We start from the raw sequence: 22,186 nt of genomic DNA, 5'->3' as shown, positions 1-22,186 counted from the left end.
CCTAGGATCGGCGCATGGCGAAGGGGATCCGCACGGAGCGCGCGCAGGCGCTCCTCCTCGCACATCCCTGGTCGCTCTCGCTGGTGAGCGCCGTCTTCGTGGCGGGGATGCTCTGGCTGGCGGCGGACGCGGGCTGGGATCTCGGCGCGATCGTCGGCGGCGGCCGCCGGCATGCGCCGCTGTGGCTGGTGCTCCTGCTCGGCCTGCCGCTGTTCGGCACCGGAGTGGTGCTCGGCGCGGTGCGGCAGGTGCGGCTCCTGCGGCGGCCGTCGACGGCTCCGCCGACCCCGAGCCCGGAGGCGGAGCGGCTGCGGCGCGAGGGCCCCGGCTGGCTCAGTCGGCTCGAGGACGAGCGGGCGGCACTGGACGGCGCCGGCAGCGCTGAGGGCGGCGCCGGCGGTGCTCCCGACAGCAGCGGCGGCGCTCCCGACGCCACCGGCGACCGGCGCAACGAGGACCGCTGACCGCGGCTCAGAGGTGCAGCATCCCCCAGTCGATGATCACGGCCAGCGCCGTGTAGGCCGCGGCCACCGCTCCGACCGCCTTGCCCGCGCGGTCGAGGTCGGCCTGCGGGTCCGGACCGGCGTCGGCGACGACCCGGAGCAGCGCCCCGACCAGTGCGATCAGCGTGATAGCGAGCACCCAGACCTTCAGCGACGCGTGCGGATCGACGTGCGCGAGCGTCAGCGCGCCGACCGGCACCGCGACCACGAGCACCGACGCCAGCACCAGGAGGCATCCGCGCCGGGTGAGGCCGGTCGGCCCGAAGGAGCCGCCGCGCATCCAGGCGCGCAGGCGCAGCCTCCGCGTGGCGGGCTGATCCTCGGCGTCGACGGACGGTCCCCAGTCCTGCGCCGTCGTCATCGCGCGGTGCCGGAGCGGTCGGGAGTCGGGCTGGGCCGCATCGGGTCCTCCAGGAGACGAGGGGGCGCGTCGGACGGTGGTGCCGACCCCTCAGTCTCGGAATCGCGTCGCGCAGCGGCAAGCGCCTCTTCCGGACATGTCCGGAAGAGGGCGCTCAGGCCCGTCCCTGCAGGATCAGGTTCCAGTAGACCCACGGAAGCAGGTAGCGGTCCGCGAGGAAGGTGAGGCGGCGCTCCTTCGCGAGGCCCGTCCAGAACGGGACTGTCGGCTTCGGGCGGTAGCGGTCGTCGAACTCCGCGAAGACGACGGTGGAGCGCGACACGACGAACGGGCACACGGAGTAGCCGTTGTAGACGCGGCGGAGGGGCTTCCCCTTCAGCGCGGCCACGAGGTTCTTCGCCAGCGTCGTCGTCTGCTGGCGGAGGGCGCCTCCGGACTTCGAGTTGACCGTGGCGGCGGCGTCGCCGAGCGCCCAGACGTCGGAGTACCGCGGGTGGCGGAGGGTCAGCGGATCGACCTCGACGAAGCCGCCCTCGTCGCTCGGCGCGGCGAGGCCGGTGCCGGTCAGGAAGTCCGGGGCCGACTGCGGCGGGACGGCGTGCAGCACGTCGTACGACAGCGTCTCCCGCCGGCCGTCCTCGGAGCGGGTCGCGGTGTCGGGCCCGGGCAGAGCCGTGCCGCGGTCGTCGCCGGCGATCACGATCGTCCGCTCGGCGGCGTCGACCTCGACGAGCTCCCGGCCGTAGCGGACCTCGATCCCGTACTCGGCGACCTTCCGCTCGAGCTCGGAGTCGATCAGCGGCATGCCGAACAGCGTCGGCGTGGGCACGACGAGCACCACGCGGATGCTGTCGAGCACCCCTGTCGCGCGCCAGTAGTCGCAGGCGAGGTACATCGGCTTCTGGGAGGCGCCCGAGCAGGTGCCCGGTCCACCGGGCTGGGTGAAGACGACGGTGCCCGAGCGGACCTCGCGGAGCACTCGCGACGCCTTGCGGGCGTACTCGTACTCGTAGTTCGAGACGCCGAAGGGCGAGTCCATCGCGTCCTGCAGCCCGGGGACCGCGGCCCAGTCCTTCTGGATCCCGGGGCAGACCACGAGCTGGCCGTAGCCGACGCTCCGGCCCGAGATCAGAGTGACGGTGCGGGCGACCGGGTCGATGCCCTCCACGCGGTCCTGGATCCAGGTGACCCCCTTCGGCGTCACCGATCCCTGCGGCCGGGTCGCCTTCGAGGCCGGGGCGGTGCCGCCGGCGACGTGCGAGAACATCGGCTGGTAGAGGTGGGTCGCGCGGGGCTCGATGACGGCGACGTCCGACACCCCGTAGCGGCGGAGGCGCCCTGCGGTCGACAGGCCCGCGTTGCCGCCGCCGATGATGAGCACGTCGTGCCGCTCGGTGCCGGTCATGTCAGGCCTCCTCGAGCGCCTGGACGGCGTTCCGGGCGGTCGGGCAGGGGTAGCCGTCGGAGGAGGCGCGGGGCCGGCACTCGGCGCAGCGGATGCGGGTGCCGGTCTCGCCGTCGAGCACGGCCTCGGGGCGGTGGCCGTGCAGGATCACCGCCAGGGCGGCGACGAGGCCGTCGCTGCTCATGAGCGCCTCGCGCAGCGCCTCGGAGCGGCGGCGCACGTACTCCTCGGATTCGCCGGGCGCGGAGGAGGTGAGCGCGGCGACGTCGGGCTCGGGCCAGGAGGCTGAGCGGTCGGAGGGGATCTCGAGCTCGTCGAAGCCCATCGACCAGTCGGGGAAGCGGCGCTGCTCGTGGACGCTCGTCCAGACGGTGAGGACGTCGTGGTGCCTCGGGTCGGCGAGGATGCTCCGGTAGAGCTCGCGGACGTCCGCCTCCTCGCCCTCGAGCACCTGCATGACGCGCCGACCGCGGAAGACGAGCATCCCCGAGATGTCGTGATCGGCGTTGTTGCGCCTGCTGGTCTCGAGCAGCTCGCGGATCTCGCCGGAGCGCAGATCGCGGTCGAGCGTGCTGACGTAGACGACGGTGAAGATCAGGCCCGTGCCGCCCGCGGATCGGTGCGGGTCGACCAGGTGGAGCACCGAGGCGTCGACCTCGTCGGCCTCCGCGTCCTGCATGAGGGCGGCGACCTCCGGGAACTCGAGCCAGATCATGTCCTCGGGAGCGCTCGGCTCGACCGCCGCCACGGTCGGAGCGGTGTCGAGCCAGTGCTGCCGCTGGAGCAGATCGGCGGCCACGGCCTTCTCGTCGAGGCCGGAGAGCAGGCCCGCGGCGCCCGTGACCACGAGGTTGGTGGCAGAGTTGAGGAGCAGCGTCACCGTCGTCGCCCGGCCGTCGGGGGCGACCACCGGGAGCACGACGCTGTCGGTCCGGCCGCGCGTGGCGAGTCCGGAGGCGTAGGAGACGAGCGCATCGGCCACCGCGTCTCCCACCTGGAAGGTCGCGCCGGCGTACTGGATCTGCTTCATCCGACCACGATCGCCTCTCCTGCCCCGGCAGGTGAAGGGGTGTCGGCGAGCGCCGGAACGTGCTGGGGTGCCAGCGCGGCCTGCAGGCGGGCGGCCGACCGCGGGGGGACGCACCTGCCGATGCCCAGGCGGTCTCGCTACCCTGGTCCTGTGCCGTCCTCCCTCCCGCTCGTCCGTCGCGCCTCCGCGCCGGTCTCCGCGGCGTACCCGAAGCGGCTGCTGCTGACCAAGCGCACCTCGGGGACGAACGGGTGGATGAGCCTCTGGGGGACGAACGCGCACGGCGAGATCGCCGGCTGTCCGCCTCCGCGAGCCTGATCCGCGACCACCCCTCCTCCGGAGCCCGTGGGCGCGCCTTCCCGCGTTCCTCCTCTCCGACTGGATGACACATGTCGCCTCAGCACCACCCCCTGCCCGCAGACCAGGCCCCGCACTCGATCTGGCGCGGCCTCCGCCAGACGCTCCAGAAGGACACCGTCGGCGGGGCCTTCCTGCTCACGGCGACCCTGCTGGCCCTGATCATCGCCAACAGCCCCGCCTCCGGCCTCTACGAGGCGGTGCGCGACTTCTCGTTCGGCCCCGAGGCGCTGCATCTCGACCTGAGCGTCGGCACGTGGGCCGCCGACGGGCTCCTCGCGATCTTCTTCTTCGTGGTCGGCCTCGAGCTCAAGGAGGAGTTCGTCGCCGGCAAGCTCCGCGACCCGCGCACCGCACTCGTGCCGATCGTCGCCGCGGTCGGCGGCGTCGTCGTCCCCGCGCTGATCTTCGTGGCCGTCAACGCGCCTCGAGGCGGAGCGGCCCTGGACGGCTGGGCGATCCCGGCCGCGACCGACATCGCGTTCGCGGTCGCCGTGATCGCCGTCGTCGCAAAGTTCCTCCCGCCGGCGCTGCGCACCTTCCTGCTGACCCTCGCCGTCGTCGACGACCTGATCGCGATCACGATCATCGCGGTGTTCTACACCGCGGGCATCGACGTGGTGATGCTGCTGCTCGCGCTGATCCCCCTCGCGGTCTTCGCCGTCTGCGTGCAGCGAGGCGTCCGCGCCTGGTGGGTCCTGATCCCGCTCGGAGTCGCGACCTGGGCCCTCGTGCACGCCTCCGGGATCCACGCGACCGTCGCCGGCGTCCTGCTCGGCTTCATGGTGCCGGTGGTCGCCACGGAGCGGGCGCGGGTGCGGGTCGGCTCGGACGAGCAGGGCCGTCCGCTCTACGACGGCCTCGCCGCGCACTTCGCCGACCGCTGGAGCGTCCTCTCCTCGGCGTTCGCGGTCCCGGTCTTCGCCTTCTTCTCGGCCGGTGTCACCGTCGGCGGGTTCGCCGGCCTGGTCGAGTCGTTCCAGGACTCGATCGCCCTGGGGATCATCGCGGGTCTGGTGCTCGGCAAGCCGCTCGGCATCGCCGGCAGCACCTTCCTCCTGACCCGGTTCCGCGGGATCTCCCTCGATCCGACGATCCGCTGGAGCGACGTGATCGGCATGGCCTTCGTCGCGGGGATCGGCTTCACGGTCTCGCTGCTGGTCGGCGAACTCTCGTACGGCGTCGGCAGCGAGTCCGACGACCACGTCAAGGTCGGTGTGCTCGCCGGCTCCTTCCTCGCGGCGGTGATCGGCGGCGCGATCCTCTCGGTGCGCAACCGCCACTACCGGCGGCTGCAGGCCTAGGCCCCGGGAGCCGGGCCTCCGCTCCTGCGGGAGCTCCCGGTCGAGCCGGTCGAGGACCGGTGCGCGATACCCTCGCCGTGCCCTCGCCCGCCTCAGCGGTCCGGAGGCGTCCGCCCGCCCGACGACCCGCTTGGAGCCTCCGATGGCCGCACCCACCGTCCTCTTCGTCTGCATCCACAACGCCGGCCGCTCGCAGATGGCCGCCGGCTACCTCCGCGCCCTCTCCGGCGGCGCCGTCGAGGTCCGCTCCGGCGGCTCCGAGCCCGGCGACAGCATCAACCCGATCGCGATCGAGGCGATGGCGGAGGAGGGCATCGACATCTCGCAGGCCGTCCCGCAGGTGATGACCACCGAGCAGGTGCAGGCCTCCGACGTCGTGATCACCATGGGCTGCGGCGACGTCTGCCCCGTCTTCCCCGGCAAGCGCTACGAGGACTGGGACCTCGCCGACCCGAAGGGCCGCCCCCTCGAGGAGGTCCGCTCCATCCGCGACGACATCAGGGCCCGCGTGCAGGCGCTCGTCGCGGAGCTGCTGCCCGCCTGACGCGTCCGGCGGCGTCCGGCCGCGTCAGCGTTCGGCGGGAGGCGGGAACGCCCGCCCGACCGGTGGCGAGCCCGCCGGCAGCGCCGCTCGCGCCCTGTGCAGGAAGACGGCGGTCATGACGACCCGGGCGCGGGCCGGCGACGAGTCGAGCGGGCCGATCAGCTCCTCGATCCGCGCGAGGCGGTCGTAGAGGGTCTGCCGCCCGATGCCGAGCGCGGCCGCCGTCGCCGTCTTGCTCCCCCACAGCGACGCGTAGGCCTCGAGGGTGGCGAGCAGCTCGCCGCGCTGCGCGCGCAGGGGCCCGAGCACCTCCTCGACGAGGTCGTCCGCCTCCGGGTCGTCCTGCAGGGAGCTCGCGAACCGCTCCAGGCGGTACTGGCGGGAGTCGACGACTCCGCCCGCGGGCGCCCACTCGCGCACGCCGCGCACCTCCGCCAGCTCCCGGGGAACCCGCTCCTGCCCGCCGAGTCCGCTGCCGACGCAGAGCAGAGCGTCCGAGTCGAGGGCCGCGCCGAGGCGCAGGAGCTCCGCGCGGCCCTCCTCCATCGAGACGGCGGTGGCGAACGGCAGCAGCGCCAGCAGCTCGGAGCCGACCACGCAGAGCACCGGGCCGGGATCCGCTCCCGCGCCCGCGAGGAGGCGGAGGAGGGTGCGGAGCCGCCGGTCGTCGTGACCGGTGTCGGCCCGGACGCCGAGGTAGCGAACCCGGGAGCCGGCGCCGAGGCGGCCGAGGAAGGCGTCGATCTGCAGGTCGGCCGCCGGGTCCGCCCGCGCCCGCTCGACCGCCGCGATCGCGAAGAGCTGGGCGGTCAGCCGCTCGGTGACCGACGGCGGACGGTGCCGGAGCACCGCGATCGCGAGGACGTCCGGCGCCCGGTCGAGCGCGACGGCGACGGCGTGGAGGTCGGCGTCGGCGTGGGCCCGCAGGTGCAGGGTCCCCAGCAGAGAGTCGCCCGCGTGCAGCACGTTCGAGAACGTCCCGGCCGTCGGCTCCGTGTCGATCTCCGGCCCGGGCGACGCGCGGGCGATCTCGTCGCCCGTGAGCGAGACGAGTGAGGCGGAGGCGCCGGTCGCGGTGGCGACGACCTGCAGGAGCTCGTCGATACCCGCGTCCGAGGAGGCCGCGTCGGCGAGGAGGCCGGACACTCTGTCCGCCAGGCGGATGCTCCGGAACTTCTGCTCGGTGAGGTGGGTGTTGATGCTCTCGCACACCTGCACGAAGGGGACCCGGCGCGGCAGGGCGAGCACCGGCAGCCCGAGCTCGTCCGCCGCCGCGACGATCGCCGGCGGCACCGCGGGCAGCCGCGGCGAGAGCTCGAGGGCGAGGGCGCCGACCCCCGCGTCGACCAGCGACCGCACGTAGTCCCGGCACTCCGCCGGGTCCTGGTCGGTCGAGAGGAGCGCGCCCTCCATCAGGAGCAGCTCGCCCCCGAGGAGGAGGGGCGCGATGTCGAGCTGCTCGCTCGTGTGCGCCCAGCGGATCACCGCGCGCTCAGCGGCCGCGTGCCCCGCCGCGACGACCGGGAGCATCGCGGCGAGCCGCGGATCGCGCATCGCGTCCGAGAGCAGGTAGGCCATACAGAACGTCCTCTCGCGTCACGGCGAATTTACACGCGAGCGCGACGCCCGAAACGGCTCCGCACGAGAGTGGAGCCGCACCGGGCGCCCCGCCCTCCCCGCCATCTCCCTCCCCGAGAGGATCCGCCATGAGCACCGACACCCTGCACGGCACCGCCGACGCCGAGGACGCGCTGAGTCCACTGCCCGACTCCCGACGCACCGCCCGGCTCGACGGGCAGTTCTGGATCTGGGCCGGCGCCAACATCGCCCCCATCAACTGGGTGCTCGGCGCCCTCGGCGTCAACATGGGCCTCGGCCTCTGGGACACCGTCACCGTCCTCGTGCTCGGCAACGTCGTCGGGATGGCGGTGTTCGGCTTCTTCGTCCTGCTCGGGCAGCGGACGGGGGCGACCGGCATGCTGGTCGGCCGGGCCGTCTTCGGCCGGCGCGGCAACTACGCCCCGGCGGCGATCCAGGCCGTGGTCGTGATCGGCTGGTGCGCCATCAACACCTGGATCGTCCTCGACCTGGTGATCGCGCTCCTCGGCTCCGTCGGCGTCGTCGATCCCGCGGAGGCGAACATCGGCTGGAAGATCGCCGTCGCGGCCGTCATCATGGCGATCCAGGTCGCGGTGTCCTTCCTGGGCTACCGCGCGATCGCCGCCTTCGAGCGCTGGACCGTGCCGCCCACCCTGCTGGTGCTGGCGATCATGTCGATCGTCGCCTGGTTCTTCCTCGACATCGACTGGTCCTACGCCGGCCCCGCGGAGGGGGCGCTCACCGGAGCCGACCGGCTCGCGGCCATGTCCATCGTGATGACCGCGATCGGCATCGGCTGGGGACTCACCTGGCTCGCCTACGCCGGCGACTACTCCCGCTTCGTCGGCCCCCGCTCCTCGAAGCGGAAGCTCTACTTCGCGAGCGTCCTCGGGCAGTTCATCCCCGTCGTCTGGCTGGGAGTGCTCGGCGCGACCCTCGCGACGAAGAACGGCTCGGTCGACCCCGGGCAGCTGATCGTCGAGAACTTCGGCGCGCTGGCGATCCCGGTGCTGCTGCTGGTGGTGCACGGACCCATCGCGACCAACGTGCTGAACATCTACTCGTTCGGGATGGCCACGCAGGCCCTCGACATCCGCCTCGGGCGCCGCACGCTGAGCCTGATCGTCGGAGTGCTGGCGTTCGCCGCCTCGGTGTTCTTCGTCTTCCAGGACGACCTCGCGACCACCCTCGACGCGTGGCTCGTCGGCCTCGTCGGCTGGGTCGCCCCCTGGGGCGCGATCGTCCTGGTCCACTACACGGTGTTCGAGCCGCGGGTCCGCTCGTTCGGGCACCTCTTCGCCCCGGTCGGCTCCCCGCTGCTGCCCGACGTCCGCTGGCGGGCGCTGCTCTCCTTCGCGATCGGCGCGACCCTGACCTGGCTGTTCATGAACGGCTCGGTGCCCGCCCTGCAGGGTCCGGCCGCGACCGCCCTCGGCGGGATCGACGTCTCGTGGCTCGCGGGCGGCGTCTCGGCCGGCGTCGCGTACCTCCTCCTCGGGCGGGACGCCCCCGGCTGGGTCGAGCGCAGGGAGGCGGAGGCGGCTCCGCGCGCCGCGCAGCCCGAGCCCGTCCGCGGCTGACCCCGCCCGCCCGTCCGCGGGTCGGCTCGTCCGCGAGCCGGCCCGCCCCGTCCCCTCCAGCACCACGAACGGAACCGCCATGCCCCTCTTCCTCTCCGACGCCTCCGTGATCACCATGGACCCGGTCTCGGGCGCCGTCCCGATCACGGCGAGCATCCGCATCGTCGACGAGCTGATCGTCGCGATCGGCCCGGGCCTCGTCCCCGAGCCGGGCGACGAGGTGATCGACGGGCGCGACCGGCTGGTCACGCCCGGCTTCGTGAACGCGCACACCCACTCGTGGGAGTACCTCTACAAGGGCCGCTACGACAACCTGCCGCTCGAGCTGTGGATGCTGCTGTCGTACCCGATCCTCGGGAACAGCCGGGTCGCTCCGGATCTGGTGCGGCTGCGCTCGTCGCTCTTCGCCCTCGAGTCGCTCAAGGCCGGGGTCACGACCCTGGTCGACGACGTGCTCGAGAACCCGGACCAGGACGCGGCGCAGCTCGGCGCCGTCTTCGACGCCTACGACGAGATCGGCATCCGCGCGAACATCTCGGGGCACGTGATCAGCAGGCCCTTCCACGAGACGATGCCCTTCCTCGAGGAGTACGTGCCCGCGGAGATCCTCGACCAGGCGCGGTCGGCATCGCGCCCGACGACGGAGGGCTACCTCGCCTTCAGCCGCGAGGCGTTCGCGACCCAGCACGGGAGGGGAGGCGGGCGGCTGCGCTACATGGTCGCCCCCTCCGCGCCCCAGCGCTGCGGACCCGAGCTGCTGGTCGGAGCGACCGAGCTGGCGCTCGAGCACGGGGCGGAGTGCCACATCCACGTCCTCGAGACGAAGACGCAGCTGGTGACCGGCGAGCTGTCCTACGGCTCGACCCTGGTGGAGTACATGGAGCGGATCGGCGCCCTCTCGGCGAACACGACGTTCGCCCACGGCATCTGGCTCACCGACTCCGACATGGAGCGGATCGCCGCCGCCGGCACGTCCGTCTCCCACAACCCGATCTCCAACCTCAAGCTCGGCTCGGGCATCGCCCCGTGGCGCGCGCTGCACGACGCGGGCGTGAACCTCGGCCTCGGCACCGACGGCTGCTCGAGCAGCGACTCCCCGCGCATGCTCGACGTGGTCAAGGCCGCCGCCCTGCTGCACAAGGTCACCGACCCGGACCTCGCGAGCTGGCCGACCGTCGCCGAGGTGCTCACCGCGGGGACGATCGGAGGCGCGCGCAGCGCCGTGCTCGACGAGGTCACCGGCAGCATCGAGGTCGGCAAGCAGGCCGACCTCGTGATCTTCGACCTCGAGACGCTGAACTTCACTCCCCGCCAGCGGCTGGAGAACCAGCTCGTCTACTCCGAGAACGGCTCGTCGATCGACACGGTGATCGTCGCGGGCCGGATCGTGGTCTCCGGCGGCGCGTCGACGACCGTCGACGAGGCGTCGCTGCGGGCCGATCTCGCAGCGCAGCTGGGCGAGATCGTCGCCTGGCAGGACTCGCTGGACCGCACGAACGGGGTGCTCACGGAGCCGTTCCGGCGGATGTACGAGCGGGCGATGCGCCACGACGCGCCGATCGACCGCTTCAGCGGGCGCCGGCTGGTCTGACGGGAGGGTCCGGCGCGTCTCGGACCTGCGGCGACGCGCGCGGCGCGGCGAGGACGGACGGGGCGGCGCGGTCCCCCGCAAGCACCTTCGACGGGCGATGATGGGCGGGTGCGCGTGTCGGTGGTCGTCCCCGTCTGGAACGAGGAGGACTGCATCGTCCGCTGCCTCGAGGCGCTGCTGACCCAGACCGTCGCTCCGTTCGAGGTGCTGGTGATCGACAACCTCTCGACCGACGACACCGTCAGCCGGGTCCTGGCGATGACGCCGTCCGACGTTCCCGTGCGGATCCTGCGGCAGTCCGGCCGTCAGGGGCTGATCCCGACGCGGGATCACGGCTTCGCGGCGGCCGGGGGCGATGTCCTCGCGCGCATCGACGCGGACACCGTCGTCGACCCCGACTGGGTAGAGCGGCTCACGGCGTGCTTCGCGGCGGAGGGCGTCGAGGCCGTCACCGGCCCGGTCGGCTACTACGACCTCGCCTGCTCGCCCGCCCTGACGCGGCTGGACGGCGTCGTCCGGCGGCTCGTCTTCACGGCGGGGCGCCGGCAGCCGTACCTTTTCGGCTCCAACATGGCGGTGCGTCGCAGCGCCTGGCTGCTCATCGCCGACGACGTCTGCGCCGACACGGACGACCGCTTCCACGAGGACATCGACCTCGCCGTCCACCTCACCCGGCGGGCGCTCCCCATCCGGTTCGACTCCACCGTCCGGGCGAGCATCTCCGCTCGGCGCCTGAACTGCAGCGCGGCCGAGTTCGACGAGTACCTGAGCCGCTTCTCGCGGACCTTCCGGGCGCACGGGGTCACGCACGCGCCGCTCCGCCTCGTCACCGCCCTCCTGCGGATCGGCTTCCCGGTGCTGCGCCGCGCGCACCTGGCTGCGGTCGCTCCGGGCGCGATCGGGCCGGCGCGGGCGGACAGGAGCGAGGGGCTGCCGGGCTGAGGGGAGGCCGCTCGCCGCGCGCGGCGGCGAACGGGCTCCCACCCCGGCGGACTCCGAGCGCGACGCCCTGCCGCGGGGAGACCCCGCTCCAGTAGGTTGCGCACATGAGGTGGCGAGCGGGAGCGGTGGCGGCGCTCGTCGTCGCGCTGTCGGGCTGCACGGCGCCAGCCGACCCCGAGCCGACGACCGGGCCCACGACCGCCCCCGTCTCCGGGCAGGTGGTCGGCGGCTACGGCGACCTGCACGTCGCGCCCGATGGATCGATGATGTTCTGCTACTCCGACCCCGACCCCGGATTCACGGGCATCTGGCGCGAGTGCCAGGACGGGATCCGCACCGAGGGCGTCGACCCGCCCGCGATCGACGCGACCCTCGGTTCGACGGCGTCGGCTGATCCGGGCGGGCACCGCTGGGTCGGCGCGGCGGCCGGGAAGCGCACCACCGAGGACGGCACGGACGTCTACACCGTCTTCCTCGCGGGGACCCGCACGGACGACGCCTTCACCGTGACCGCGGTCGGCGAGGGCTCCTACCGCGTGCCGTCCGAGTACCAGGAGCTGCAGCCGGGAGTGCCGGGCGGGTTCCTGGTGCGGCTCGAGCCGATCGGCTGAGCGGAGGCGGAGGAGTCGGCGCCGGCGGAGCAGCCTGCCCGGGCGGAGCGGCCGGGAGGGACGGAGCGGGCCGACCTGCGCACCCCCTCCGCCCGCCCCGTCACAGCGGGCGCGGCCGGTACTGCTCGATCAGTGCGTCGAACAGGCCGTTCATCCGCTCGTCGACCACGCGGCGCGACTCGTCGGCGTCGTACCACTCCACGATCTCGCGGGCGCCGTCGCTGAAGCGCACGGAGGGGGAGTAGGCGGGCACGAGTCGGCGGATCTTCGCGTTGTCGAACACCATCGAGTGCGCCTTGTCGCCGATGATCCCGGCGCCGAGCTCGGGGTCGGCCGCGGCGATCGCGTCGGAGGCGACGTGCACGAGGCGCGGCTCGACTCCGGCCGCCGCGGCGAGGCAGCGGTGGATCTCGTCCCAGGTGGGCGTCTCGTCGCCGGTGATGTGGAAGGCGTCGCCGATCGCCGCGGAGGCGCCGAGCAGGCCGACCAGGCCGACCGCCACGTCGTCCGCGTGCGTGAGCGTCCAGAGCGAGGTGCCGTCGCCGAGGACGACCACCTCCTGGCCGCGGCGCATCCGGTCGACGACGGTCCAGCCTCCGTCGACGGGCAGCGCGGTGCGGTCGTAGGTGTGCGAGGGGCGGACGATCGTGACCGGGAAGCCGCTCGCGCGGTACTCGGCCATCAGCAGGTCCTCGCACGCGATCTTGTCGCGGGAGTACTGCCAGAAGGGGTTCCGGAGCGGAGTCGACTCGGTGACCGGGAGGCTGCGCGGCGGCTTCTGGTAGGCCGAGGCCGAGCTGATGAAGACGTACTGGCCCGTGCGGCCGGTGAACAGGTCGATGTCCTGCTGCACGTGCTCGGGGGTGAAGGCGACGAAGTCGATCACGGCGTCGAAGCTCCGGTCGCCGAGGGCGCCGGTGACGGAGTCGCGGTCGCGGCCGTCGCCCTGCACCTCGCGGACGCCCTCGGGCAGCGGGCGGAGCGACGTCCGCCCCCGGTTCAGCACGGTCACGTCGTGGCCGAGCCGCAGCGCCTCGCGGACGCAGGCGGCGCTGATGATGCCCGTCCCGCCGATGAACAGCACGCTGAGCGACATGGATCCTCCTCCGGCGGCGGCCGCGGCGGACGCCTTCCGACCCGATTCCCCCACATCGGGGCGCCGCGCGCGAGTCCCTTGACCCGGCTACCGCTCGACGGGACGCCGCTGCTCGTCCTCCGGCGCGGGGGCGAGCAGCGCCTCCGGGGCGGCGGCCGCGGTCGGCACGTCGGCGGGCATCCGCTGCTCGAGGGAGCGGCCCCACGCGGTGCCCGCGAGGATCAGCGCGATGCCGAGGAAGCCGACCGGCGCGATCGGGTCGCGGGCGAGCGCGACTCCGACGACCGCGGCCCACACCGGCTCGGTGCCCAGCAGCAGGCTGACCCGTGAGGGCGAGGTGCGGCGGACCGCCCAGGTCTGCACGAGGAAGCCGAAGACGGTGCAGACCAGGACGAGGTAGAGGAACAGGCCGGCGCCCACGGGATCGAGCCCCGCGACGTACTCGGGAATCGGCACGCCGACGACGAGCGAGGCGGCGCTGAACACGACGGCGCAGGTGCCGAGCTGCACCGTGGTCAGGCGGAGGGAGTCCATCGGCGCCCGCGCCGAGAGGCGGTGCATCGACGTGACGTGCACGGCCCGCACGACGGCGGCGCCGAGGATCAGGAGGTCGCCGGGGGAGAGCGGGCGGAGGGCGCCGTTGCCCGCGAGCAGCGCGACTCCGACGACCGCGACGAGGCACGCGAGCAGGAAGCGGCCCGGGAGCCGGCGCTTCGAGACGGCGGAGTCGAGGATCGGCGTGATCACGATCGTCAGGCTGATGATCAGGCCCGCGTTGGTGGCGGAGGTGCCGGCGATGCCGTAGGTCTCGAGGGCGAAGATCGTCGCGAGCAGCGCCCCGATGGTCACGCCGACCCGCCACTCCGCCGCGGTGATCCGGTGCCGCCGCGCCGCGACGATCACGGCCAGGCACAGGGCGGCGAGGGTCATCCGGGAGCCGAGCAGCGCCATCACGCTGGAGTCGGTGACGAGCTCCTTCGCCGCGAAGTAGGTCGAGCCCCAGGAGGCGGCGACCACGAGCAGGAGGAGGTCGACCCGGAAGCGGGAGAGGAGAGCGCGCACGGCTCATGGTGGCGGCACGGAGACCCGCAGGACAAGACTGCATCTTCTTCGCCGACGCGTAAGTTGGAACTCATGGAACTCGGACAGCTCAGAGCCCTGCGGGAGCTCGGCGAGCGCGGGAGCATCGCCGCCGTCGCCGCCGCGATGCGGGTGTCCCCCTCCTCCGTCTCGCAGCAGATCAGCGCGCTGCAGCGCCGCACGCCGACGGCGCTGACCTTCCGCGACGGGCGCCGGACCGCGCTGACTCCCGCCGGCCGCGCTCTCGCCGCGGCGGTGGTCGAGGTGGAGGTGGCGCTCGAGCGCGCGGCCCGGGCTGTCGCTGATTTCGAGGGGGAGCCGAGCGGTACGGTCTCGGTCGCCGCGTTCCACAGCGCGGGGCTGGCGATGTTCGGCCCGCTGCTGGAGGCGTTGCGCCCACCCGGGCGGCCGGGCGTCGCGCTCGCCGACTTCGACGTCGCGCAGAGCGCCTTCGCCGGGCTGACCGCGGATCACGACCTGGTCGTCGCGCACCGGCTCGCCGGCAGCGCCGAGTGGCCCGGGACCGTGCGGTCGACGCCCCTCCTCTTCGAGCCGCTCGACCTCGCGCTGCGGCGCGACCATCCGCTCGCCGCGAAGGACGTGATCCGGCCCGCCGACCTCCGCGACGAGGAGTGGGTCGCGGTGCACGAGGGCTTCCCCCTGGAGCGGGCGATCGACGCCATCGCGGTCCTCGCGGGCGGCGACGCGCGGATCCCGCACCGGATCAACGACTTCCTGGTCGCGGCGGCGGTCGTGGCGGCGGGCGACGGCGTCGCGCTGCTGCCGCGGTACACGACCGACCTGCGGCGCACGCCGGAGGTGGTGCTGCGGCCGCTCGGGATCCCGGGGCTCGGCCGCCACATCGACTGCCTCGCCCGACCCGAGACGCTGGAGCGCTCGGCCGTGCGGGTCGTGCTCGAGCAGTTGACCGGGATCGCCGCGGGTCTCGCCGCCGCGCCGTAGCATCGAGCCGTGCCCCGCCTGATCGAGACCACGGCCGGAGACCCGGCAGCCACGGAGCTCTTCGCCCTGCAGGAGGCCGACCTCCTCGCCCGCTACGGCGGCGACGACACCGGTCCGCGTCCCCCGGCGGAGGCCCCGACCCTGCTGCTCGAGGGCGACGGCGGTCTCGTCGGCTGCGTGGCGCTCGCGGTCGAGGACGGCATCGGCGAGATCAAGCGGATGTTCGTGGTGAGCGCCGCGCGGGGCCGCGGGCTCAGCCGCGTGCTGCTCGCCGGCGTCGAGCGGCTGGCGGCGCGCGAGGGCGTGGAGCTGCTCCGGCTGGTCACCGGCACGGAGCAGCCGGAGGCGATGGCCCTCTACGCGAGCGCCGGCTACGAGCCCATCGCGGGCTACGGCTACTGGGGCGACGAGCCGAACGCCCGCTGCTACGCGAAGCGGCTCGGGACTCCTCCGACCGATCAGGGCTGAGGTCGGGGGACGCGCCCGGCGGGCGTCGTCACGGGCCGAGCCGATGGCTCACGCCTCCTGCGGCTCCGCGCTGTCGTGCTGCAGGCGCACGAGGACGCGGCGGAGGTGCATCGCCGCGAGGACGCCGGGCCCGAGGGTCCGAGAGGTCGCGGCGGTCCGCTCGTCGACGACCTGCACGAGGTGCCGGACCGCGCGGGCCGCGCCTCCGATCGCCCGGTGCGCGGCGGGGGAGCCGGCGTCGTCGCGGTCGATCGCGTCGGCGACCGCCCGGCAGGCCTCGCTCAGCGGCGGTCCGAGCGCCGGATCGAACGGGAGCGCGCCCGGCCGCTCCCAGATGGTGTCCGCGAGGGCGCCGCTCAGATCGCGGACGTGGAAGAGGATCGCGTCGAGCGTCTCGAGGCGGAGGTGGTCGGGCCGGGAGTCGCGCCGGTGCAGCAGCGCGCGCGGGTTGCCCTTGCGGCTCTCGTCCGCGTCCGCGAGGGCCGCGCGGACCTCCTCCGCCGTCCGGGCCAGCTCCTCGCCGTTGCGCGCCCAGGCCTCGTGCTCGGGCGGCCACGTCTCCTCGAGCGCGGCGGCCAGCTGGCGCAGGTGCTCCGCGAGCTCGCGCTGGAACGCGTCGACCCGGGCGGAGGCCGCCTCGACGGTCAGCCCGGGGGCGACGACCACGTTCACCAGCAGTCCCACCAGCACGCCGACAGCCATCTGCACGAGGTAGCCGAGGGAGTAGTCCTCGGCGTCGGCCCCACCGATGATCAGCACGAAGAGCGCCGCCATCGGCACGTACTCGCGGCCCGCGCCGAACCAGCCGGTCCCCGAGAGGACCACGCCGATCCCCACGACGAGCGGGATCGTCCACCAGGTCGGGCCGACGGTGGCCACCACGAGGGCGGCGAGCCCGATCCCCGCCGCGAGTCCGAGCAGGGTCTGCATCCCGGTCCGGACCGAGCCCATCAGCGTCGGGTACATGCTGACGAGGGCGCCCAGCGGCGCGTAGTACGGGTACTGCTCCGCGACTCCGGGGGCGAGCGGCGCGACGGCCCAGGCGATGCCCACCGCCAGCGCCGTCTTGAGCGCGAGCATCAGGCGCGCGCCGGTGAGCGCCTCCCGCCAGGCGAGGGCGGCGCGGGACGTCCGGGTGCGGGGCATCCCGGCACCCTAGGCGAGGGGCGCGGCCCGTCTCTCCCCTCTTGACAGCGGCGGTGGGGGGCCGGGGCGGCGGCTCGAGGCGACGGTGGTGTTCAGAACGGAGGAAGAACGTCCGATCCGGCCCTCTCCGCCCGCGCCGTTCCGCGGGGCGGCGCGAATCCTTCCTCCGCTGCGAACGCGACCGGGGGCCGCCGGTGCCGTGAGGCGATGCCACCCCCGCTGACGGGGGCCGTTGAGTTTGCGCAAACGCCCTGTTACCGTGAACAAACCGTGCGGCAGGCGGCGTCGGAGACCTCGAGGTGGAGGTCGCGCCGGATCCTGCGAGGCACGGCCAGTCCCTCTCCGAGGCCCACCGGGCCTCTCTCCGCGGCGCCCTCCGGCGTCTCTCCGGAGCCCCCTCGCCCCCGGGGGCGCGCCGCTCCACGGTGCGCCCCCGGGGGCGCGCCGCTCCACGGTGCGCCTCCGGGCCCCACGCCGCCCCCTGACGATGGAGTCACGATGACGACCGCACCGACGCCCGCCGAAGCCGAGCGCCCCCGATCCGCGGGGCTCCGCCGCCGCCTCACGGCGGGCCTGCTGATCCTGCTCGCCGCGGTGGTGGCACTGCCCTTCACCGCCGCCTCCCCGGCCGCCGCGCTCGGCGAGCCGACCTTCACCAACCCGATCGCGCCGGACACCGCCGACCCGACGATCGAGTTCCACGACGGCAACTACTACATGGTCGCGACGACCTGGGACAACCGCGTCGTGATGCGGAAGGCGCCCACCCTCGCGGCGCTCGGCACCACCGCTCCGACCACCGTCTACACCGACACGAACCCCGGCCGGAACGCCAACATGTGGGCGCCCGAGCTGCAGCGGCTCCAGGGCCCGAACGGCTGGCGCTGGTACCTCATGTACACGATGGGGGCCGCGGGGAACTTCGACGGCCAGCACCTGCAGGTGATCGAGAGCGCCGGGGACGACCCGATGGGGCCGTACACCTACAAGGGGCGCCCGGTGCCGACCGACCGGTGGAACATCGACGGCGCGTACCTCGAGCTGAACGGCGAGCTGTTCATGACCTGGTCCGAGTTCCAGCCCGGGAACGGCCTCCAGAGCAACTACATCGCCCGGATGTCGGACCCGTGGACGGCGACCAGCACCGGCAACGTCCTCTCGGAGCCGGTCGAGCCGTGGGAGACCATCGGCATGCCCGTCAACGAGGGACCGATCCCGCTGCAGAAGGACGGCCGCACCTGGATCGTCTACTCGGCGAGCTTCTGCGGCACCGAGGACTACCAGCTCGGAACCCTCGAGTACGACGGCACCGGCGACCCGGTGCTCGCCTCCTCCTGGACCAAGAGCGACGGGCCCGTCTTCTCGAAGGCGAACGGCGAGTACGGCACCGGCCACAACGACTTCTTCGACTCGCCCGACGGCACCGAGACCTGGAACCTGTACCACGCGAACCCCGGCCCGAACGACGGCTGCGGCCGTCAGCGCTCGGCCCGCGCGCACATCGTGGACTGGACCGCGACCGGCGAGCCCGACTTCGGCGCCCCGCTCGGCACGGCGGCCCGCATCCCCGTCCCCAGCGGCGAGAACGCCCCGATCACCGCTCGCGTCGAGGGCGCCCCGTGGCAGCTCGTCAGCCGCAGCACCGGCCTCTGCGCCACCGTCTCCTCCGCGCAGAGCGGCGACGGCGCCGGCGTGGTGCAGGGCTCCTGCTCGACTCCGCGCGCGAACTGGATGCTCGACGCCACCGGCGAGGGCACCCTCCGCGTGATGAACGCCTCGAGCGGCAAGGCGCTCGGCCCGGTCGGCTGCGCCACCGGCACCGCCGGACTCCAGCAGTCCGCGTGGCTCACCACGAGCTGCCAGCAGTGGACGGTCGCCCCGGCCACCGGCGGCTACTCGACCCTGACGAACCGCACCAGCGGCAAGCTGCTGGAGGCGTCCGGCTCGACCGTCCGCCAGGCGGCCGCCACCTCCGCCGCGGCTCAGGAGTGGGTGCTGCGCCCCGCCGGGCCCGTCGCCGTCACGTCCTTCGTCACCGGCAAGTCCTTCGACCTGCCGAACTGCTCCACGGCCGACGGCGCCCTGCTCCAGCAGCAGGACTGGCTCGGCTCGCCCTGCCAGCGCGTCACCTTCGGCTCCGCCGCCGACGGCGCGCTCGAGATGCACCCCGTCTCGGCCGCCGCCAAGTGCCTCGCGGTCACCGGAGGCTCCACGGCCGACGGCGCGACCGTCACCCAGGGCGCGTGCGGCGTCGCGGGCAGCAGCTGGCGCCTCCGCCCGGGTAACGACGGCACCGTCGAGCTGCGGGCCGCGCACAGCGGCAAGGCGCTCGACCTGTCGAACTGCTCCGCGCAGAACGGCACCCGGATCGGGCAGTGGAGCGTCCTGAACAACGACTGCCAGCGCTTCCGCGTCTCGCTCGGCGCCCCGGCGTCGACGGTGCCGCTGCAGCCGGTGGCGACCTCGGCCGCGCGCTGCGTCGCCGGCAAGGTCGTCGTCACCACGGTCGTGAGGAACGCGGACGACCTGCCCGTCGACGTCACGATCGGCACCGGCACCGCGGCGAAGCGGGTCACCGCGCTCGCCGGCGGAGTGAGCACGTCGACCGCCGTGACGACCCGCCAGGCGAGCGTCCCGGCAGGATCCACGACGGTCGCCGTCGCGGGCACCGACGACGCCGGCCGCACCGCGACCGTCACCGCGAGCCACCCCGCCCTCACCTGCGGCTGACCCCTCCTGCCGGTCGAGCAGCCGCGCAGCGGCGACCTCATGCCGGTCGAGCAGCCGCGCAGCGGCGTATCGAGACCACCCTGCCTCGTGCACGGTCTCGATACGCCCCTGGCGGGGCTGCTCGACCAGCAGGGGTCGGGCACCCCGAGACCCTCCCCACGAACCAAACCACTCCACTGAAGGAGCACCATGCCCACCACCACCCCCGCGCGGCGAGCGCCGCTGCGCGCAGCGCTCGCCGCGCTCGGCCTCGGAGCGGTGCTGCTCTCGGGCCTCGTCGCCCCGGCTCCCGCCGCGCAGGCGGCCGACGCCGTGATCCCGCAGCAGGGCCTCCTCGCCGACTACCGGTTCACGCAGACCACCGGCAGCTCGGTCCCGAACGCCGTGAGCGGAGGCGTGGGAGCCGCCACGGTCCGCAACGCGACCGACGCGCTCTGGACCGGCACGTCGCTCCGCCTCACCGGCGGCCCCAAGAGCAGCACCACCGCCCCGTGGGTGCAGCTGCCCGCGAACCTGCTGACCGGCCGCTCGTCGGCCACCGTCACGATCGAGACCCGCGCCGACGCGTCGATGCTCTCGAACTTCCACTTCGTGTGGAACATCGGCAGCGACAGCACGAACCAGTACTGGTTCGCGTCCGTCCGCGACCGGGTGCGCACCGCGATCACCACGAACGGCGGCGGCGGCGAGAACAACGCCCGCAGCGGCTCCGCCCTCACCGCCGACCGCTGGTACAGCCTCACGTCCGTGATCGACGGCAGCGCCGGCACGATCTCGTTCTTCGTCGACGGCGTCCGGGTCGCCTCGGCTCCCACCGCGCTGCGCCCCTCGTCGGTGGCCGACCAGTCGCTCAACACGATCGGCCGCGCACCGTACCCCGACCCGTTCTACACCGGCGAGGTCTCGGCGTTCCGCGTCTACGACCGCGCGCTCACCGGGGCGGAGGTGGCGGCCGTGTCGACCGTCGATGCGAAGCCGCACGCCTCCACGTTCTCCCCGATCGCCGCCGCCGTGCTGGCCGGGGTCGCCCCGCTCGCCGTCGACGACTCGACCACGAACCTGCCCGACTACGGGGGAGCGGTGACCTGGTCCTCCAGCGACCCGACCCTGCGCGTCTCGGCCGACGGCCGCACCCTCAGCGCCGACCGCCCCGCCGCGGGTCAGGCCGCGCGCACCTCGTCGCTCACCGCGACGGCGTCGATCCGCGGAGTCGTGCAGACCCGCTCGATCGCCGTGACCGTGGAGCCGCAGGTCGGTGTCGACACCCCCTACGGCTACCTGATGGTCCACTTCGTCGAGGACGCCCAGGGCTACGCCGAGAAGATCTACCTCGACGTCTCCCGCGGCGACGACCCGGAGAAGTGGGACCCGCTGAACGGCGGGAAGCCGATCCTGGCCTCCGACCTCGGCACCACCGGCGTCCGCGACCCGTACCTGACCTACAACCCCGAGACGAAGAAGTACTTCATCATCGCCACCGACCTCCGCGTCTTCGGCGGCGACTCCGGCACCGGCTCCTGCACCACCTGGTGCTACTGGACCACGCAGGGCAGCACGAAGATGAACGTCTGGGAGTCGAGCGACCTCGTGTCGTGGAGCGACCTGCGCCAGTTCGACGTCGCGCTCGACGGAGCCGGGAAGAAGGCCCTCGAGGCCGGCATGATGTGGGCCCCCGAGGCCACCTGGGTGCCGGACTACGCAGGGCCCGGCAAGGGCTCGTTCGTCGTCTACTGGTCCTCGACGGTCTACCCGACCGCGGCGCACACGCCGGGCACCGGATCCTCCCGCGTGCTCTGGGGAGCGACCACGGACTTCACGCAGGCCACCTACTCCTACGGCGGAACCTTCATCGATACCGGGGCCGACACGATCGACACCACGCTGATCCAGGACTCCGGCACGACCTACCGGATCTCGAAGGACAACGGCACCGGCAAGGGCATCTACATGGAGTCGACCACCTCGGCGACCTGGTGGCTGCCGACGACGTCGTGGACCCCGATCCAGTCGCGCATCGGCGCGGTGTGGGCCGGCGGCAACGCCGGAGGAGTCGAGGGGCCCGCGGTGTTCAAGGACCACGGCGAGGACACCTGGTACCTCTACGTCGACGTGATCCCCTCGACCGGCTACCGGCCGATGGTCACGAACGACCTCGACGCGGGCTGGACCCAGCTGACCGACCCGGGCTTCTCGCTCGCCCCCTCGACCAAGCACGGCGGCATCGTCTCGCTGACCGCGGGGCAGTACGCCGAGGTCCGCTCGGCCGACGCGGCCTCCGCGGTGCGCTCGGACCTCGGCGAGGTGACGGTCGCCTCCGGCGCCGACGCCGCGGCGGCTCTGCCCGCCCGTGCCGACGTGGTGCTCGCCTACAACCGCGGCACCGCCTCGCAGCCGGTCACCTGGAACACCTCCGCGGTGGCGACGGCGCCCGGCCGCTACACCGTCACCGGAGTCGTCCGCACGATCGGCGCGAACGACAACCAGTGGGTCGGCGCGAACGGATCGACGGCGTACAACGCCGCCGACCGTCGGCTCTCGAGCTCCACGGCGGTCACGGTCACTGCGACCGTGGTGGTGACGGCGCCGACCGCGACGCTCACCGCCTCCTCCCGCTGCGTCGCGGGCAGGGTGGTCCTCACCGGAGTGGTGAAGAACACGGGCACGACGCCCCTCTCGGTCGTCATCCGCTCGCCGTACGGCGCCTCGCAGACGCTGACCGCCGCTCCCGGCGCCGGCGCCTCGGCCGCCTTCACCACCCGCCAGACCTCGGTCCCGACCGCCTCGCTCACCGCGGGCGCCCTGACCGCGGCCTATCCGGCGCGCACCTGCTGACGCACTCGCGCCGCTGACACGCGCACGCCGCTGACACACGCGCA

19 protein-coding genes are annotated in these 22,186 nt (G+C 73.6%); 12 read left to right on the top strand and 7 right to left on the bottom strand.

Annotation, left to right across the window (positions count from 1 at the left end):
* The first annotated feature begins 14 nt into the window (after window positions 1–14).
* A complete protein-coding gene (locus GSU45_RS14870; RefSeq protein WP_159916074.1) occupies window positions 15–464 on the top strand; it encodes a hypothetical protein in 450 nt (149 codons plus the stop codon).
* Window positions 465–471: 7 nt separating this feature from the next.
* On the opposite strand, the gene GSU45_RS14865 is transcribed toward GSU45_RS14870, so the two are convergent.
* The 3 genes from GSU45_RS14865 to GSU45_RS14855 form a co-directional block, all read right to left on the bottom strand.
* Window positions 472–864, bottom strand: a complete 393-nt coding sequence (locus GSU45_RS14865; RefSeq protein ID WP_159916072.1) for a hypothetical protein — start codon at window positions 862–864, stop codon at window positions 472–474.
* 154 nt (window positions 865–1,018) lie between these two features.
* Complete coding sequence (locus GSU45_RS14860) at window positions 1,019–2,269, bottom strand: FAD-dependent oxidoreductase (RefSeq protein ID WP_159916070.1); 1,251 nt, start codon at window positions 2,267–2,269, stop codon at window positions 1,019–1,021.
* A gap of 1 nt (window position 2,270) precedes the next feature.
* Complete coding sequence (locus GSU45_RS14855) at window positions 2,271–3,299, bottom strand: BLUF domain-containing protein (RefSeq protein ID WP_159916068.1); 1,029 nt, start codon at window positions 3,297–3,299, stop codon at window positions 2,271–2,273.
* A gap of 150 nt (window positions 3,300–3,449) precedes the next feature.
* Here GSU45_RS14855 and GSU45_RS14850 point away from each other — a divergent pair, with 150 nt between their 5' ends.
* The 3 genes from GSU45_RS14850 to GSU45_RS14840 all read left to right on the top strand — a co-directional run bounded on the left by GSU45_RS14850 (window position 3,450) and on the right by GSU45_RS14840 (window position 5,504).
* On the top strand, window positions 3,450–3,617 hold the full coding sequence (locus tag GSU45_RS14850; protein WP_159916066.1) for a hypothetical protein: 168 nt from the start codon (window positions 3,450–3,452) through the stop codon (window positions 3,615–3,617).
* 71 nt (window positions 3,618–3,688) lie between these two features.
* Entirely contained in the window at window positions 3,689–4,960 is a 1,272-nt protein-coding gene (nhaA, locus tag GSU45_RS14845) for a Na+/H+ antiporter NhaA (protein WP_159916064.1), read from the top strand.
* Between the two features lie 142 nt (window positions 4,961–5,102).
* Window positions 5,103–5,504: an arsenate reductase ArsC gene (locus GSU45_RS14840; RefSeq protein ID WP_159916062.1), complete on the top strand. Its 402-nt coding sequence runs from the start codon at window positions 5,103–5,105 to the stop codon at window positions 5,502–5,504.
* Between the two features lie 24 nt (window positions 5,505–5,528).
* Here the strand turns inward: GSU45_RS14840 and GSU45_RS14835 are convergent, their stop codons facing one another.
* Window positions 5,529–7,082 carry a PucR family transcriptional regulator gene (locus GSU45_RS14835; RefSeq protein ID WP_159916059.1) on the bottom strand — a complete coding sequence of 518 codons (1,554 nt, stop codon included), beginning with the start codon at window positions 7,080–7,082 and terminating at the stop codon, window positions 5,529–5,531.
* A gap of 128 nt (window positions 7,083–7,210) precedes the next feature.
* On the opposite strand from GSU45_RS14835, the gene GSU45_RS14830 reads away from it, so the two are divergent.
* The 4 genes from GSU45_RS14830 (at window position 7,211) to GSU45_RS14815 (ending at window position 11,827) form a co-directional block, all read left to right on the top strand.
* A complete protein-coding gene (locus GSU45_RS14830) occupies window positions 7,211–8,683 on the top strand; it encodes a cytosine permease (RefSeq protein WP_159916057.1) in 1,473 nt (490 codons plus the stop codon).
* A 79-nt stretch (window positions 8,684–8,762) separates the two neighbouring features.
* Complete coding sequence (locus tag GSU45_RS14825; protein WP_159916055.1) at window positions 8,763–10,274, top strand: amidohydrolase; 1,512 nt, start codon at window positions 8,763–8,765, stop codon at window positions 10,272–10,274.
* A 108-nt stretch (window positions 10,275–10,382) separates the two neighbouring features.
* Window positions 10,383–11,216: a glycosyltransferase family 2 protein gene (locus tag GSU45_RS14820; protein ID WP_159916053.1), complete on the top strand. Its 834-nt coding sequence runs from the start codon at window positions 10,383–10,385 to the stop codon at window positions 11,214–11,216.
* 104 nt (window positions 11,217–11,320) lie between these two features.
* Window positions 11,321–11,827 (top strand): hypothetical protein, encoded by a 507-nt coding sequence (locus GSU45_RS14815; RefSeq protein ID WP_159916051.1) that lies wholly within the window; start codon window positions 11,321–11,323, stop codon window positions 11,825–11,827.
* A 100-nt stretch (window positions 11,828–11,927) separates the two neighbouring features.
* Here GSU45_RS14815 and GSU45_RS14810 read toward each other — a convergent pair whose 3' ends face one another.
* Complete coding sequence (locus tag GSU45_RS14810; protein ID WP_159916049.1) at window positions 11,928–12,923, bottom strand: SDR family oxidoreductase; 996 nt, start codon at window positions 12,921–12,923, stop codon at window positions 11,928–11,930.
* Between the two features lie 87 nt (window positions 12,924–13,010).
* A complete protein-coding gene (locus tag GSU45_RS14805) occupies window positions 13,011–13,985 on the bottom strand; it encodes a DMT family transporter (protein ID WP_208543447.1) in 975 nt (324 codons plus the stop codon).
* A 72-nt stretch (window positions 13,986–14,057) separates the two neighbouring features.
* Here GSU45_RS14805 and GSU45_RS14800 point away from each other — a divergent pair, with 72 nt between their 5' ends.
* Both GSU45_RS14800 and GSU45_RS14795 read left to right on the top strand, forming a co-directional pair.
* Entirely contained in the window at window positions 14,058–14,966 is a 909-nt protein-coding gene (locus GSU45_RS14800) for a LysR family transcriptional regulator (RefSeq protein WP_159916047.1), read from the top strand.
* Window positions 14,967–14,975: 9 nt separating this feature from the next.
* Window positions 14,976–15,434 carry a GNAT family N-acetyltransferase gene (locus tag GSU45_RS14795; protein WP_208543328.1) on the top strand — a complete coding sequence of 153 codons (459 nt, stop codon included), beginning with the start codon at window positions 14,976–14,978 and terminating at the stop codon, window positions 15,432–15,434.
* 48 nt (window positions 15,435–15,482) lie between these two features.
* Here GSU45_RS14795 and GSU45_RS14790 read toward each other — a convergent pair whose 3' ends face one another.
* Window positions 15,483–16,580, bottom strand: a complete 1,098-nt coding sequence (locus GSU45_RS14790) for an aromatic acid exporter family protein (protein ID WP_159916045.1) — start codon at window positions 16,578–16,580, stop codon at window positions 15,483–15,485.
* Window positions 16,581–17,078: 498 nt separating this feature from the next.
* On the opposite strand from GSU45_RS14790, the gene GSU45_RS14785 reads away from it, so the two are divergent.
* Window positions 17,079–19,310 carry an RICIN domain-containing protein gene (locus GSU45_RS14785; RefSeq protein WP_159916043.1) on the top strand — a complete coding sequence of 744 codons (2,232 nt, stop codon included), beginning with the start codon at window positions 17,079–17,081 and terminating at the stop codon, window positions 19,308–19,310.
* A 189-nt stretch (window positions 19,311–19,499) separates the two neighbouring features.
* Complete coding sequence (locus tag GSU45_RS14780; RefSeq protein WP_159916041.1) at window positions 19,500–22,142, top strand: LamG-like jellyroll fold domain-containing protein; 2,643 nt, start codon at window positions 19,500–19,502, stop codon at window positions 22,140–22,142.
* The last annotated feature ends 44 nt before the right edge of the window (window positions 22,143–22,186 follow it).

Source organism: Rathayibacter sp. VKM Ac-2801, from assembly GCF_009834245.1.
GTDB lineage: Bacteria > Actinomycetota > Actinomycetes > Actinomycetales > Microbacteriaceae > Rathayibacter.
Note: the sequence above shows the minus strand (reverse complement) of the source record. Positions and strands in the feature narration are given on the sequence as shown.

Bases quoted from the DNA above. Each gene is read 5' to 3' on its own strand.
- GSU45_RS14790 (WP_159916045.1), bottom strand. From the start codon at position 16,580: ATGCCCCGCACCCGGACGTCCCGCGCCGCCCTCGCCTGGCGGGAGGCG.
- GSU45_RS14840 (WP_159916062.1), top strand. From the start codon at position 5,103: ATGGCCGCACCCACCGTCCTCTTCGTCTGCATCCACAACGCCGGCCGC.
- GSU45_RS14785 (WP_159916043.1), top strand. From the start codon at position 17,079: ATGACGACCGCACCGACGCCCGCCGAAGCCGAGCGCCCCCGATCCGCG.
- nhaA (WP_159916064.1), top strand. From the start codon at position 3,689: ATGTCGCCTCAGCACCACCCCCTGCCCGCAGACCAGGCCCCGCACTCG.
- GSU45_RS14815 (WP_159916051.1), top strand. From the start codon at position 11,321: ATGAGGTGGCGAGCGGGAGCGGTGGCGGCGCTCGTCGTCGCGCTGTCG.
- GSU45_RS14835 (WP_159916059.1), bottom strand. From the start codon at position 7,082: ATGGCCTACCTGCTCTCGGACGCGATGCGCGATCCGCGGCTCGCCGCG.
- GSU45_RS14830 (WP_159916057.1), top strand. From the start codon at position 7,211: ATGAGCACCGACACCCTGCACGGCACCGCCGACGCCGAGGACGCGCTG.
- GSU45_RS14810 (WP_159916049.1), bottom strand. From the start codon at position 12,923: ATGTCGCTCAGCGTGCTGTTCATCGGCGGGACGGGCATCATCAGCGCC.
- GSU45_RS14800 (WP_159916047.1), top strand. From the start codon at position 14,058: ATGGAACTCGGACAGCTCAGAGCCCTGCGGGAGCTCGGCGAGCGCGGG.
- GSU45_RS14860 (WP_159916070.1), bottom strand. From the start codon at position 2,269: ATGACCGGCACCGAGCGGCACGACGTGCTCATCATCGGCGGCGGCAAC.
- GSU45_RS14865 (WP_159916072.1), bottom strand. From the start codon at position 864: ATGACGACGGCGCAGGACTGGGGACCGTCCGTCGACGCCGAGGATCAG.
- GSU45_RS14780 (WP_159916041.1), top strand. From the start codon at position 19,500: ATGCCCACCACCACCCCCGCGCGGCGAGCGCCGCTGCGCGCAGCGCTC.
- GSU45_RS14825 (WP_159916055.1), top strand. From the start codon at position 8,763: ATGCCCCTCTTCCTCTCCGACGCCTCCGTGATCACCATGGACCCGGTC.
- GSU45_RS14870 (WP_159916074.1), top strand. From the start codon at position 15: ATGGCGAAGGGGATCCGCACGGAGCGCGCGCAGGCGCTCCTCCTCGCA.
- GSU45_RS14855 (WP_159916068.1), bottom strand. From the start codon at position 3,299: ATGAAGCAGATCCAGTACGCCGGCGCGACCTTCCAGGTGGGAGACGCG.